The 13,490-nt window shown below is 73.2% G+C and carries 9 protein-coding genes and 2 pseudogenes; 8 read left to right on the top strand and 3 right to left on the bottom strand.

Features of this window, described 5'->3' with window-relative positions; all coding sequences use genetic code 11:
* Positions 1–61: 61 nt before the first annotated feature.
* Both ENC19_RS03305 and ENC19_RS03300 read right to left on the bottom strand, forming a co-directional pair.
* A complete protein-coding gene (locus tag ENC19_RS03305) occupies positions 62–304 on the bottom strand; it encodes a CPCC family cysteine-rich protein (protein ID WP_164445633.1) in 243 nt (80 codons plus the stop codon).
* Positions 305–330: 26 nt separating this feature from the next.
* Positions 331–1,238, bottom strand: a pseudogene (locus ENC19_RS03300) (SAM hydrolase/SAM-dependent halogenase family protein).
* Positions 1,239–1,754: 516 nt separating this feature from the next.
* Here ENC19_RS03300 and ENC19_RS03295 point away from each other — a divergent pair.
* Positions 1,755–2,081, top strand: coding sequence for a hypothetical protein (locus ENC19_RS03295; RefSeq protein WP_164445118.1), 327 nt, complete (start codon positions 1,755–1,757; stop codon positions 2,079–2,081).
* A gap of 58 nt (positions 2,082–2,139) precedes the next feature.
* On the opposite strand, the pseudogene ENC19_RS03290 reads toward ENC19_RS03295, so the two are convergent.
* Positions 2,140–6,676: pseudogene (locus ENC19_RS03290) on the bottom strand (ATP-dependent helicase).
* Positions 6,677–6,890: 214 nt separating this feature from the next.
* Here ENC19_RS03290 and ENC19_RS03285 point away from each other — a divergent pair.
* From ENC19_RS03285 to mnhG, 7 genes are all read left to right on the top strand, one after another.
* Entirely contained in the window at positions 6,891–7,271 is a 381-nt protein-coding gene (locus tag ENC19_RS03285; RefSeq protein WP_164445632.1) for a hypothetical protein, read from the top strand.
* 147 nt (positions 7,272–7,418) lie between these two features.
* A complete protein-coding gene (locus ENC19_RS03280) occupies positions 7,419–10,253 on the top strand; it encodes a Na+/H+ antiporter subunit A (protein ID WP_164445631.1) in 2,835 nt (944 codons plus the stop codon).
* Entirely contained in the window at positions 10,250–10,714 is a 465-nt protein-coding gene (locus ENC19_RS03275; RefSeq protein ID WP_164445630.1) for a Na(+)/H(+) antiporter subunit C, read from the top strand. The genes ENC19_RS03280 and ENC19_RS03275 overlap by 4 nt, the downstream gene beginning before the upstream one ends.
* Before the next feature lie 37 nt (positions 10,715–10,751).
* The gene (locus tag ENC19_RS03270; protein ID WP_164445629.1) at positions 10,752–12,254 is read left to right on the top strand and encodes a Na+/H+ antiporter subunit D; all 1,503 of its coding nucleotides are present in this window, start codon (positions 10,752–10,754) and stop codon (positions 12,252–12,254) included.
* Complete coding sequence (locus ENC19_RS03265; protein ID WP_164445628.1) at positions 12,251–12,832, top strand: Na+/H+ antiporter subunit E; 582 nt, start codon at positions 12,251–12,253, stop codon at positions 12,830–12,832. The genes ENC19_RS03270 and ENC19_RS03265 overlap by 4 nt, the downstream gene beginning before the upstream one ends.
* Positions 12,829–13,092, top strand: a complete 264-nt coding sequence (locus tag ENC19_RS03260) for a monovalent cation/H+ antiporter complex subunit F (protein WP_164445627.1) — start codon at positions 12,829–12,831, stop codon at positions 13,090–13,092. The genes ENC19_RS03265 and ENC19_RS03260 overlap by 4 nt, the downstream gene beginning before the upstream one ends.
* Complete coding sequence (mnhG, locus tag ENC19_RS03255; RefSeq protein ID WP_164445626.1) at positions 13,089–13,424, top strand: monovalent cation/H(+) antiporter subunit G; 336 nt, start codon at positions 13,089–13,091, stop codon at positions 13,422–13,424. Before ENC19_RS03260 ends, mnhG begins: the two co-directional genes overlap by 4 nt.
* The last annotated feature ends 66 nt before the right edge of the window (positions 13,425–13,490 follow it).

Raw genomic sequence — 13,490 nt, 5'->3', positions numbered from 1 at the left:
AGCCGGGTCGGCGTCCTCCCAGGCCGGCCCGGCTCGCCGCGTCAGCGGGTGCCCGGCCGATTCAGGGCATCTCCTCCGGCCTCGGCGTCCGCACCAGTTCCTGGTACCGGGGATGGCAGGCACCGTAGACGGCGAAGTTGAGGCGGGCGTGCGACAGGCTCAGGTCCCCGTTCGCCCCGCCGCGTACGACGTCCGCGTCGGCGTCGCCCTGACCGTCGTCTGTCCAGAAACAGACCGGGCAGGTGCCGCCGCCGGTCCGGTACGCGCAGCAGGGACAAGCGGCGGGAACCCAGCGATCATCCACCTTGACAGCTTTCCACAGTAGACACTTCATCCGTGTTGTCCGGGAGCGTCCCCCACGACGCCGTAACCCCGGACCCGCAGCAGCGTACCCGGATCCACCGCGAGTAGTTCGGCGGCGTGTCCACCGTTGACGGAGAGTGCGACCCGGCCGGTCGAGTCGACGTGCGCCACCAGGGCACCGACCGGGGCGTCTCCGAAGGTACGCCCGTGCACCGCTTCCCGCTCCCACCCGCCGACGCCCGCCGGGGCGTCCTCGTCCGCGCCGGGTGCGGTCGGCTCGGTCGCCGGGCACACCCGGACCCGCGCCGGCAGGGGGTCGAGCAGCTCGGCAGGGGCGGCCAACTGGACGTTTCCGAAGTGGTCCACCGTCAGCACCTCGGCGACGAACCCGTCCGGCCCCCGGCGGACCAGCGGTTCGGGCAGCCGTAGCAGCGTCGCCGGGTCGACCGCCGGGCCGGCGTCGGTCAGCGGGGCACCGCGAGCCAGGCGGGCCGCGACCGGGGCGAAGACGTCCCGTCCGTGAAAGGTGGCCGATACCCGTGGGGCCAGCCAGCGCGGATTGGTCAGCTCCACCGCCCCGGTCACCCCGCCGAGCGCCGCGGCGGCGTCCAGCAGCAGGCCGTTGTCCGGGCCCACCAGCAGACCCTGAGGCGTGCCCAGGGCGACACCCCGCCCGCTCGTACCGACCCCGGGTCGACCACCGCCACGTGCACCCCGGGCGGCAGGTGCGGCACGGTCTGGGCCAGCACCGCCGCGCCCCGGCGGACGTCACCCGGCGGCACCAGGTGGGTCACGTCGATGACCCGCAGCGTGGGCGCGAGGCGGGCGATCACCCCGTGGCAGGCGGCCACGAAGCCGTCGGCGAGGCCGTAGTCGGTGGTCAGCGAGACGACCTCGGCCGGTGGTCGGGACTCGCGGGCGGCGCTGCTGGTCACGGCACCGGATCGTACGCCCGTATCCGCCGTCGCGGCGGACGGTGCCGGCGCGGGATCGCCGCTTTCGCCGCCGATCCCCGGCAGCCGCGTACCCGCGCCGCCGCTGCCGCACCACGTCGGTCTGCGGCAGTCGTGCGGTGGGCGCTGCGATGCCGGAAAGCCGACAGCGTGGCTGACCGACCGGCCACTGCCGGTGGCGGTCCCGGTTGGACAGACTGCGTGGGTGAGTCACCGGATGCTGCCAACCGTCGTTCTGCTCATGGTCACCGGGGTCCTCGCCGCCTGCGGAGCCGACCAGGGCGGACCGCCTGCCGCCGCTCCGGCACCGGCCGTCAGCGGACCATCGGCGGATCCTGGCCCGCCGGGCGCCGCAACTGCGCCGACCGGCGCGGTGAGTCCCGCCGCCCCGGGGACGTCGCCACGGGCGGTGCCGTACCGCCGTCGTCGCCCCGACCGGCGCCGACCGCGCCGAACGCCAACGGCACCACCGAACGGCGACCGCCGAGCCCGCCTCCGGTGGAGCTACCACCGCGTCAGGCCGGCGAACCGACCGGCCGGGAGGTCGTGGCGGCGTTCCGGGCGGCCGGGCTCAAGGCGGCCAACGTCCGCGACCGTTCCGTCGACTGTGGACCGGACGGGCTGGGTCTGGGCTGTTCGGAGCTGGTCGTGACCGACAACGTGGCCGTCTACGTCTTCCCCGACGAGAGCAGCGCCGGTGACCTGGCCGAGCGGTGGAGCGGAGCCGCTTACCGCAACGGCACCGTGGTGCTCAACTACCTTGAGGCACCGACGCCGCCCGCCGACCGCCCCCGCTACGAGAAGGTCCTCGACAAGCTCCGTTGACCCCTCCACCCCGCTCTGCCCTCGTCCTGCCCCGCCTGGCGCGCGGTGGCGGAGCGGGTCAGGGGCGCAGGCGGAGGCCGCGGGGGTGGTGCGGAAGCCGGCGGCGGTCAGGGCGTCGCGCAGCGGCGACGAGCCTACGGACTCGCCGTCGGCGCGTTCCACCGAGATCGGACCCAGCGCGCCGGAGTGGACGGCGTCGGCGAGCGCCTTGCCGGCCGCGGCCAGCACGTCGACGTCGTCGGTGAAGGACAGCAGCGTCCGTCCACCCCGCTCCACGTAGAGCGCCAACCCGCCCTCGACCAGCACGACCAGTGCCCCGGCCTTGCGACCCGCCCGGTGCCCGCTGGTCGGTGGCGATGCCGCGTCACCGGAGTCGACGGCCCGCTCCGGCCAGGGCAGCGCCGCGCCGTACGGGTTCGCCGGGTCGGTGGCGGCCAGCACCACCGTGGCCCCGCCCCGGGGCCGGCCACCGTCGAGTGGATCGGCACCGGCGCGGATCCGGTCCACCGCGCCCGGCACCGCGAACTGCGCCGCGCCCAGCCCGTCGACGAAGTATCCCCGCCGGGCCGCGCCGCGCCCTCCAGCGCGGACAGCACCGGGTAGACGGCCGCGAAGCCGCCCGCCACCTGCTCGGCCACGACCGCACCCCGGGTCAGCACACCGTGCCGTTCGAGCAGCACGTCGGCGAGGGCGGCGGCGCGGCGGGTCGGGTCGGTGTCTCGCGCCGGCAGCCGGGACCAGCGTCCGGCCACCGTCGGCGGGCCACCGCGACTCGGCAGCGCCACCCGTCCCGGTCGGCGGTAACGGCTGCGGGCGGCGGTCGGGTGGGCGCGGTGGGCGCCACCGGCGCCGAGGACCGCCCGCAGCGGAGCCAGGGTGTCGTTGGTGAGGTGACCGGCCCAGACCAGGTCCCAGATGACGGCGGTCAGCTCGGCGTCGTCGGTGGCGCCGACCCGGTCGGCCAACGGCCGGAAGAACAGGGCCTGCCCGGCGTCGAGCGCGTCCAGCACCGCGTCGTGCAGGGGCGTACTCGTGAGGGTCTCGTCCGGCGGCGGGAGCAGCAGGGCAGCCGAGTCGGCGTACGCCAGGCTGACCCAGCCGTCCCCACCGGAGATCGCCCCCGCGCCGGCCCACAGCACCTCACCGCTGGCGCACAGCTCGTCGAGCTGGGCGGGGGAGTAGTCGGCGACCCGGGCGGGCAGCACCAGCCGTTCCAGCGCCGACGCGGGCACCGAGGCGCCCTGCAACTGCTCGACCGTCGCGGCCACCGCCTCCACACCGCGCGCCGCGGAGCCCACCTGCTGCCAGCGGGGCAGGAAGGTGGCCAGGGCCTGCGGTGGCACCGGTTCGATCTCGCGGCGGAGCGCGGCGAGGGAACGGCGGCGCAGCAGGCGCAGCACCTCGGCGTCGCACCACTGGGTGCCGGCCGTGTCCGGGGTGAACTCGCCGGAGACCACCCGGCCTGCGGCGGCCAGCCGGCGCAGCGCCTGCTCGACCACGAAGACGCCGAGCCCGAACCGGGCCGCGCAACTTGCGGCCGTGAACGGGGTGTGGGTGCGGGCGTACCGGGCCACCAGGTCGCCGAGCGGGTCGGTGACCGGTTCGAGGTACGCCTCGGCGACACCGACCGGCAGGGCCACGCCGAGAGCGTCCCGCAGCCGGCCGGCATCCTCGACGCCGACCCAGCGTTCCTGACCGGCGATGCGAACCCGCAGCACCCGCCGGGCGGCGGCCAGGTCGGTGAGCCACGCCTCGGGTACCCCGCGCTCGGCCAACTCGGCGGCGCTCAGGTCGCCGAGCTGTCGGAGCAGTTCGATCACGTCCTCGGCATCGCGTGCCCGGCGTTGCGGGGTCAGCCAGCGCAGTTGCCGTTCGGTCTCGGCGAGCACCGCCGGGTCGAGCAGCTCGCGCAGGTCGACCCGGCCGAGCAACTCACCGAGCAGGGCCGAGTCCAGGGTGAGGGCAGCGGCCCGGCGTTCGGCCAGCGGGGCGTCGCCCTCGTAGAGGAAGGCACCGACGTAGCCGAACAGCAGCGAGCGGGCGAACGGGGACGGCCGGGCGCTCTCCACCTCGACCAGGCGCACCCGGCGGCCGGCCAGGTCACGCATCACCTCGGTCAGGGCGGGCAGGTCGAAGACATCCTGCAGGCACTCCCGCGCCGCCTCCAAGGTGACCGGGAAGTCGGCGTACTCGCGGGCCACGTCGAGCAGTTGGGCGGCGCGTTGCCGCTGTTGCCACAGCGGCTGGCGGCGGCGCGGATCGCGGCGGGGCAGCAGCAGCGACCGGGCGGCGCACTCCCGGAACCGCGCGGCGAACAGCGTCGAGGTGCCCACCGACTCCTCCACCAGTTGGGCGATCTCCTCCGGGTCGAAGGCCACCACGTCGGCACCGGGCGGGGTGTCGGCGGTGTCCGGCAGCCGGACCACGATCCCGTCGTCGGCGGGCATCACCTGCGCGTCGACCCCGTAGCGCTCGGCGAGCCGACGGCCGATGGCCAACGCCCACGGTGCGTTGACCCGGGCGCCCAGGACGCTGTGCACGGCCAGTCGCCAGTCACCCAGCTCGTCGCGGAAGCGTTCGACGACCACCGTCCGGTCGTCCGGCAGGGCCCGGGTCGCCGCCCGCTGCTCGTGCAGGTAGGTCAGCAGGTTCCCGGCGGCCCAGTCGTCCAACCCGGTGGCCCGCAGCGCGGCCGTGGCCTGCTCGGTGTCCTGCCGGAGCAGGGCCCGCACCCGGGCACCGATCGCCCGGCCCAGTTCCACCGGCCGGCCCGGCTGGTCGCCCTTCCAGAACGGCATCTTCGCCGCCTGCCCGGGTGCCGGGGAGACCAGCACGCGGTCGGGCGTGATCTCCTCGATCCGCCAGGACGAGGAACCGAGCAGGAAGATGTCACCGACCCGGGACTCGTAGACCATCTCCTCGTCCAGCTCGCCGACCCGGGCGGCCCGTTCCGCCCCGGCCAGGAAGACGCCGAACAGCCCCCGGTCGGGGATGGTGCCGCCACTTGTCACCGCGAGTCGCTGGGCGCCGGGACGGCCGGTGAGCACGTCGGTGGCGCGATCCCAGACCAGGCGGGGACGAAGCTCGGCGAAGGCGGTGGACGGGTAGCGGCCGGAGAGCATGTCCAGTACGGCGTGCAGCGCGGAGTCGGGCAGCTCGGCGAAGGGTGCGGCCCGACGGACGACGGTCGCCAGGTCGCCGACCCGCCACTCGTCCAGCGCGACCATCGCGACGACCTGCTGGGCGAGCACGTCCAGCGGGTTGCGGGGATGGCGCAGCTCCTCGATGGCCGCCTCGCCCATCCGCTCGGCGACCACCGCGCAGGAGAGCAGGTCGCCGCGGTGCTTGGGCAGGACCACCCCGCGCGACACCGCGCCGACCTGGTGCCCGGCCCGGCCGACCCGTTGCAGGCCGGCGGCCACGCTCGGCGGTGCCTCGATCTGCACGACCAGGTCGACCGCGCCCATGTCGATGCCGAGTTCGAGACTGGAGGTGGCCACCACCGCGGGCAACCGGCCCGCCTTCAGCGCCTCCTCGATCTGCCGGCGCTCCTCCCGGGAGACGCTGCCGTGGTGCGCCCGGGCGATCACCGGCGGCGCACCGGACACCGCGCCGGCCTGGGCCATCATCTCGGCAGGTGTCCGAGCCGCCGGGCCGGTCGCGGGTGACGCAGCCGTGGCCGTCTCGTCGGCGGCCAACTCGTTGAGCCGGGCGCAGAGACGTTCGGCGCTGCGCCGGGAGTTGGTGAAGACGATCGTCGAGCGGTGCGCCCTGATCAGGGCGAAGACCCGCTCCTCCACGGCCGGCCAGATGGATGCCGTGCGTGGACCGGCGAGATCGTCCTCCGGCGTCGGCTGCTCGTCGAGGCGGGTCATGTCCTCCACCGGCACCTGGACGCTGACCTCGATCGTCTTGGCGGTCGCCGGGGCCACCACCTCGACCGGGCGGGCGCCGCCGAGGAAACGGGCGCACTCGTCCAGCGGCCGGACGGTGGCGGAGAGCCCGATGCGCTGTGCCGGAGCAGGCAGCAGTTCGTCGAGCCGTTCCAGGGAGAGCGCCAGATGGGCACCCCGTTTGGTGCCGGCGACCGCGTGCACCTCGTCGACGATCACGGTCTCCACACCACGCAGCGAGTCCCGCGCGGCCGAGGTGAGCAGTAGGAACAGCGACTCCGGCGTGGTGATGAGGATGTCCGGCGGGGTGCGGGCGAAGGCCCGCCGCTCGTCGGCGGGAGTGTCGCCGGTGCGCATCCCGACGGTGATCTCCGGCGGGGGTAGGGCGAGCCGGGTGGCGGCCTGCCGGATTCCCGTGAGGGGGGCGCGCAGGTTGCGTTCGACGTCGACCGCGAGCGCCTTGAGCGGGCTGACGTAGAGCACCCGGCAGCGTCGTCGAGGATCGGCCGGGGCGGTCTCGCGGGAGAGCCGGTCGAGTGACCACAGGAACGCCGCGAGCGTCTTGCCGGAACCGGTGGGCGCCACGACCAGGGCGTGCCGGCCGGCGGCCACCGCGTTCCAGGCACCGGCCTGCGCCGCCGTCGGCGCGGCGAACGCCGCACCGAACCACTCCCGGGTCGCCGGCCCGAACCGGGAGAGCACCCCCTCGCCGGAGGCCGTGCTGGAGTCCGCCACGAACCCATCCTGCCCCCGGGCACCGACATTCATCCGCCGCGAGCCAGGCGAGTATGTGGTGTTAAGGCGTTTCAGGTGACTTGCGCCGAGAATCCGTTAAGTCTTACTTAACTGCTTGCTCTTGCGGGGCAACATAAAGTAACTTCACCCGGGTCGTGGGCGAGCGGTGGAGGGAAGTCGGATGGCCGTCGAGGAGCGGAGTTCGGGGCCCGGCACCGACATCCTGATCCGCAAGGTCGACAGCCACGTCACCGCCCTGCGTGCCGGGCTGCACGGCGCGGATCTCGAGTTGGCCGAGCGGCTCGCCAGTTGCCTGCGCGAACTGGTCGTCTCCACCGCGCAGGCCAGCGCGGCCGACCGTGCCCAGGTGCGGGCCGCCGTGCACTACTTCGTCCTGCGTCGGGAAAGCCGCGGGCGGTTGTTGTCCGTGCGGTCCCTGGCCGCCGCGCAGCGACTGGTCAACAAGGCCGCCTCTCAACTTGGCCGGGCGGACCTGGTGGTCGAGGGGCGTCCGGTACGCGGCGGCGAAAGCGCCCCGACGGATGTTGCCGCGCACAGCTGATTCGGCCTTCCCCCACGTTTAGCCGTATTGACGGCGAAAGTGTTTTTATCTCGGAAAAAGCGTCCATAGCGCGCCGATCTGTCGTCTGATCGCTGCTAGACCCCCAACCCCCGTGGGGCGTCGCGGCCACCTCGACCGGGAGCGCGCGTGCTCGTACTGCTCATCCTGCACCTCGTGGCGGCCGTCGCGGCACCGCTGCTGGTTCGCCGGTGGGGTCCGCGCGCCTGTTACCTGCTGGCGTTGGTGCCGGCGGCCGCCTTCGGCTGGGCGCTGGTACGCACACCCGACGTGACGCGTGGCGGTGCGGTCGTCGAGACCTACCCGTGGATCCGGGAACTGGGGTTGGACCTCGCGCTGCGGATGACCACCCTGTCCTGGCTGATGACCCTGCTGGTGGGCGGGGTGGGCGCGCTGGTGCTCGGCTACAGCGCCCGGTACTTCCCGCCCGACGCGCTCGGCAACTCACGGTTCGCCGGTGTGCTTGTCGCCTTCGCCGGCGCGATGCTCGGGCTGGTCCTCGCCGACGATCTGCTGCTGCTCTACGTCTGCTGGGAACTCACCACCGTCTTCTCGTACCTGCTGATCGGTCACAGCACCGAACGGCGGTCGAGCCGTTGGGCCGCGGCCCAGGCGCTGACCGTGACCACCCTCGGCGGTCTGGCCATGCTTGTCGGGTTCCTCATACTCGGTCACCACGCCGGCACCTACCGCTGGTCCGAGCTGGCCCAGCGACCGCTGCCCGGCGGGGCGTACCTGGTCGTCGCGGTGCTGCTGATCCTGCTCGGTGCGCTGTCGAAGTCGGCGGTGCTGCCGTTCACCTCGTGGCTGCCGGTGGCGATGGCCGCACCGACACCGGTCAGCGCGTACCTGCACGCGGCCGCGATGGTGAAGGCCGGCGTCTACCTGCTCGGCCTGCTCACCCCGGTGCTCGCCGTGGTCGGCCCGTGGCGTCCGGTGGTGCTGATCGCCGGCCTGGCCACCATGCTGGTGGGCGGCTGGGCGGCACTGCGGCAGACCGACCTGAAGCTGCTGCTCGCCTACGGCACGGTCAGCCAGCTCGGACTGCTGACGGTGGTCGTCGGGGTGGGCACCGCGGACGCCGCGCTCGCCGGTGTCGCCATGCTGCTCGCCCACGCGTTGTTCAAGGCGGCGCTGTTCCTCGTGGTCGGTGTGATCGACCATGGCGCCGGGACCCGTGACCTGCGCGAGTTGTCGGGACTGCGGCGCACCGCACCGGTGCTGACCGGGGTGGCCGTGCTCGCCGCCGCCTCGATGGCCGGGCTGCCACCGCTGTTCGGCTTCGTCGCCAAGGAGGCTGTGTTCGCCGCCTTCGCCGACCAGCCACTGGTGCTGGCGGTGCTCGTCGTCGGCACCGTGCTCACCGTCGCGTACAGCATCAGGTTCATCTGGGGCGCGTTCGCCGACCGCCCCGGCGCCGACGCCACCGACCTGGGACGGATCGCCCCGTCGCTGCTGGCCCCACCGGCCCTGCTGGCCGTCGTCGGGCTCGTCGCGGGCCCGGCCGCCGGAGCGCTGGACCATCTGCTCCGCCCGTATCCCGAACTCTTCGGCGCCGTCGGGAAACACCTGGCCCTGTGGCACGGGCTCACCCCGGCGCTCGGCCTGTCCGCGCTGGCGCTGGTGGGTGGCACCGCGCTGTTCGCGCTGCGCGGCCCGCTGGCCCCGGTGCTGGCCCGGCTGCGATGGCCGGTCACCGGCCAACAGGGGTACGAGTGGACCACCCACCGCTTCGACCGGGTCGCGTTGAACGTCACCAGCGTCACCCAGCGAGGATCGCTGCCGCAGTACCTCGGCCTCATCCTGATCGTGCTGGCCGCGGTGCCGGGCGGGGCGGTGTTCCTCATCGAGCCCTGGGAACAGCCGCTGGAGCTGTGGGCCACTCCCGCGCAGCCGGTGGTGCTGCTGGTGGTCTGCGTCGCCGCCCTGCTCGCCGTGGGCGCCACCCGGCGGCTGACCGCGATGCTGCTGGTCGGCATGACCGGTTACGGCACCGCGATGCTGTTCGTGCTCTACGGCGCGCCCGACCTGGCGCTGACCCAGTTCCTCGTGGAGACGATGACCATCGCGATCTTCGTGCTGGTGCTGCGCCGACTCCCCGAACGGTTCTCGACCCGGCCGCTGCGGCGCAGTCGGTGGATCCGGCGGGCGATCGGCGTGATCGTCGGTACGACCGTGGCCGCGCTGGCTGTCGGTGCCGCGGCGGCCCGGCAGGCGCGGTCCATCTCCGAGGAGTTCCCGCACCTGGCGGTCGAGGAGGGGCACGGACGCAACGTGGTCAACGTGACCCTGGTGGACATCCGCGCCTGGGACACCCTGGGGGAGATGGCGGTGCTGGTGGCGGCGGCCACCGGAGTGGCGAGTCTGATCTTCCACCGGTCCCGTACCGGGCCCCGTCCCCGTCGCCGCGAGGTCGCCGAGGACGACGCGCCCGCAGGTCGGGCGGTCTGGCTGCGTGGCGGGGCGACGCTGCACGAACGGCAACGATCGATCGTGCTGGAGGTGGTCACCCGACTGATCTCGCACACCGCGGTCCTGTTCTCGCTCTACCTGCTCTTCTCCGGGCACAACGCGCCCGGTGGCGGCTTCGCCGGAGGGCTGGTGGCCAGCCTCGCGCTGACCATGCGGTATCTCGCCGGTGGCCGGTACGAGTTGGTCGAGGCGGCACCGATCGGTGCCGGCACCGTGCTCGGTGCCGGCCTGCTGCTGTCGGTCGGCGGCGGCGTGGTCTCCCTGATCGCCGACGGCACGGTGCTGGAGAGCACCAGGGTCGACCTCTGGCTGCCCCTGATCGGTCACTTCTACCTGGTCACCTCCCTCTTCTTCGACGTCGGCGTCTACCTGGTGGTGATCGGTCTGGCGCTGGACGTGCTGCGCAGCCTCGGCGCCGAGGTGGACCGGCACATCGAGACGGCCGGCGGGTCCGGGGGCGGGCTCGCCGGCCAGCGAGGGGAGGCACGGTGAGGGCCGCCGGAGCGAACCTGGTCTCCTTCATCACGATCGGGGTACTCGTCGGCTGTGGCGTGACCCTGCTGCTGGAACGCAGCCTGAGCCGGATCCTGCTCGGCGTCATCCTGATCGGCAACGGCGTCAACCTGTTGATCGTCTTCGGTGGCCGGTCCGGCGAGGCACCGGTGGTCGGCGTCAGCGACGAGGCGGCGATGAGCGACGCCCTGCCCCAGGCCATGGTGCTCACCGCCATCGTGATCACCTTCGGCTTCACCGCCTTCCTGCTGGCGATCAGCTACCGCAGCTGGTACCTCAGCGGCGATGACGAGGTGCCCGACGACATAGAGGACCGGGAGATCGTCCGCCGGACCGCCCAACACGAGGTTTCCGCCGCCGATCTCACCGGCGAGCCGCCGACCGCCGACCCGCAGCAGGTCGACGCACCCGCCCCACCGCGCGAGGAGGGCCCGGGATGAGCCGGTACGCGCCGGCCGGACCGGACCGGTGGCGGCGATGAACACTCTCGTGCCGCTGCCGGTGGTGCTGCCGCTGCTGGGTGCCGCGCTGACCCTGCTGCTGGCGGGCCGGCCGTGGACCCAGCGGACGGTGAGCGTGGGGTGCCTGAGCACCAGCCTGGTGGTGGCGGTCGTCCTGCTGGTCCAGGCGTACCGGCAGGGCCCACTGGTGGTGCAGATCGGCGGCTGGCCGGCGCCGGTGGGCATTGTGCTGGTCGCCGACCAACTGGCCGCGCTGATGCTGGTGGTCTCCTCGGCGGTGACCCTCTGCGTGCTGCTGTACTCGATCGGGCAGGGCCAGGCGGAGGTCGGGGAGCGGTCCCCGGTGGCGATCTTCCACCCCACCTACCTCGTGCTGACCGCCGGCGTGTGCAACGCGTTCCTCGCCGGTGACCTGTTCAACCTCTTCGTCGGCTTCGAGATGCTGCTCGCCGCGAGCTTCGTCCTGATCACCCTCAACGGCACCGGGCCACGCATCCGGACCGGCTCCACCTACGTCGTGGTCAACGTCCTGGCGTCGATGATCTTCCTGATCTCGGTGGGCCTGGTCTACGCGGCCACCGGCACCCTCAACCTGGCACAGCTCACCGCGCGACTGGACGCGCTACCGGGCGGCGTACGACTGAGCCTGCAACTGATGCTGCTGGTGGCCTTCGGGATCAAGGCGGCGGTCTTCCCGCTGTCGGCCTGGCTGCCCGACAGCTATCCGACGGCACCGGCCCCGGTCACCGCGGTCTTCGCCGGCCTGCTCACCAAGGTCGGCGTGTACGCGATCATCCGGACCCAGACCCTGCTCTTCCCTGGGCAGCAGGCCGGGGAACTGCTGATGGTGGCGGCCGGCCTGACCATGCTGGTCGGCATCCTCGGCGCGGTGGCCCAGTCGGACATCAAGCGGCTGCTGTCGTTCACGCTCGTCAGTCACATCGGTTACATGATCTTCGGGGTGGGGCTGAGCACGGTCGCCGGGCTGGTCGGTGCCATCTTCTACGTGGTCCACCACATCACCATCCAGACCACCCTGTTCCTGATCTCCGGGCTGGTCGAGCAGCGGGCCGGCAGCACCGACCTGCGCCGCCTCGGCGGGCTGGCCCGACTGGCGCCCCTGGTGGGCGTGCTCTTCTTCGTCTCGGCGATGAACCTGGCGGGTATCCCGCCGTTCTCCGGCTTCCTGGGCAAGCTCGGCCTGCTCCAGGCCGGTGTCGCCGTGGGCGGTCCGCTGCCCTGGACGCTGGTGGCCGTCGGTGCCGTGACCAGCCTGCTCACCCTCTACGTGGCGAGCCGGGTGTGGAACATCGCCTTCTGGCGCTCGCCCTGCCAAACGGTCGCGCCGACCGCCCCGCTGCCCGCGCTGATGGTCGGCGCCACGGTCGCCCTGGTGGTGCTCGGCGTGTCGTTGACCTTCGTGGCCGGACCGTTGTTCGACGTCACCGGGCGGGCGGCGGCGGATCTGATCGAGCGCACCCCGTACGTGCGGGCCGTCCTGCCCGGCGGGGCGTCGTGACCACGCCCGAGGCGCCGGAGCGGCGCACCCGGATCGGCCGATGGCGTGACCAACTGATCGCCTACGGCTGGCTGGTGCTCGCCTGGAACCTGTTCTGGGGGGAGTTCACCTGGGGCAACCTGCTCGGCGGGCTGCTGACCGCCGGAGTGGTGCTGCTGTTCTTCCCGTTGCCGCCGGTGACCTTCCACGGCCGGCTCCGGCCGTGGGGGCTGCTGGTCTTCGGCGGCCGGTTCGTCGTCGAGTTGGTCCGGGCCAGCGCCCACGTCGCCCGGATCGCGGTGCAGCCCGGCTACACGCCCCGTTCGGCGATCATCGGCGTGCGGCTGCGGCTGCCCACCGACCTCAACCTCGCCCTCACCGCCGAGGTGCTCTCCCTGGTGCCCGGCACTTTGATCATCGAGGTGGACCGGGACGCCGGAATCCTCTACGTGCACGTGCTCGACGTACGCGGCCCCGCCTCGCTCGCCGCCAGCCGTGACCAGGTCCGCGCCGTGGAAGGGCGGATCGTAGCGGCGATCGGCTCGACCGCCGAACTACGCCGGACGCGTACCGGAGAAGTGGACAAGGAGTTCCCGTGACCATCTTCCTCGCCGTCGTGCTCACCAGTTTGCTGTCGGTGACCGCGCTGCTCGCCCTCGTCCGCCTCTACCGGGGTCCGACGCTGCTGGACCGGGTCGTCGCGGCCGACATGCTGCTCGCCACCATGGTCGGCGCCGTCGGCGCGGAGGCCGCGGTCAACCGGCACGCCACCACCCTGCCGGTGCTGGTGGTCCTCGCCCTGCTCGGCTTCGTCGGATCCGTCTCGCTGGTCCGCTTCGCCGTCCGGGACCGGCCGTGACACCGGGCGCCGTCGCGGACTGGCTGGCTGCGGTCAGCCTCGTCACCGGTGCGCTGCTGAGCCTGGCCGCCGCGATCGGGGTGCTGCGCTTCCCGGACACGCTGAGTCGCATGCACGCGGCCACCAAGCCGCAGGTGCTCGGCGTGCTGCTCCTGCTGCTGGGGGTGGGTCTGCGGCTGCGCAGCCCGGCCGACCTCGGCATGATCGTTCTCGTCGGGGTCTTTCAACTGGCCACCGCCCCGGTCGCCGCCCAGATGATCGGTCGGGCCGCGTACCGGGCCGGGCGGGTGGACCGGGACCTGCTCGACGCCGACGAACTCGCCGACCACTGAGCCGTCCCGGCCGGCGGGCACGATGAGTAAGCACACCCGCCCGGCCCGGGCCACGCCGCCGGTAGA

The organism is Verrucosispora sioxanthis (assembly GCF_010560025.1).
Taxonomy (GTDB): Bacteria; Actinomycetota; Actinomycetes; order Mycobacteriales; family Micromonosporaceae; genus Micromonospora; species Micromonospora palythoicola.
Note: the sequence above shows the minus strand (reverse complement) of the source record. Positions and strands in the feature narration are given on the sequence as shown.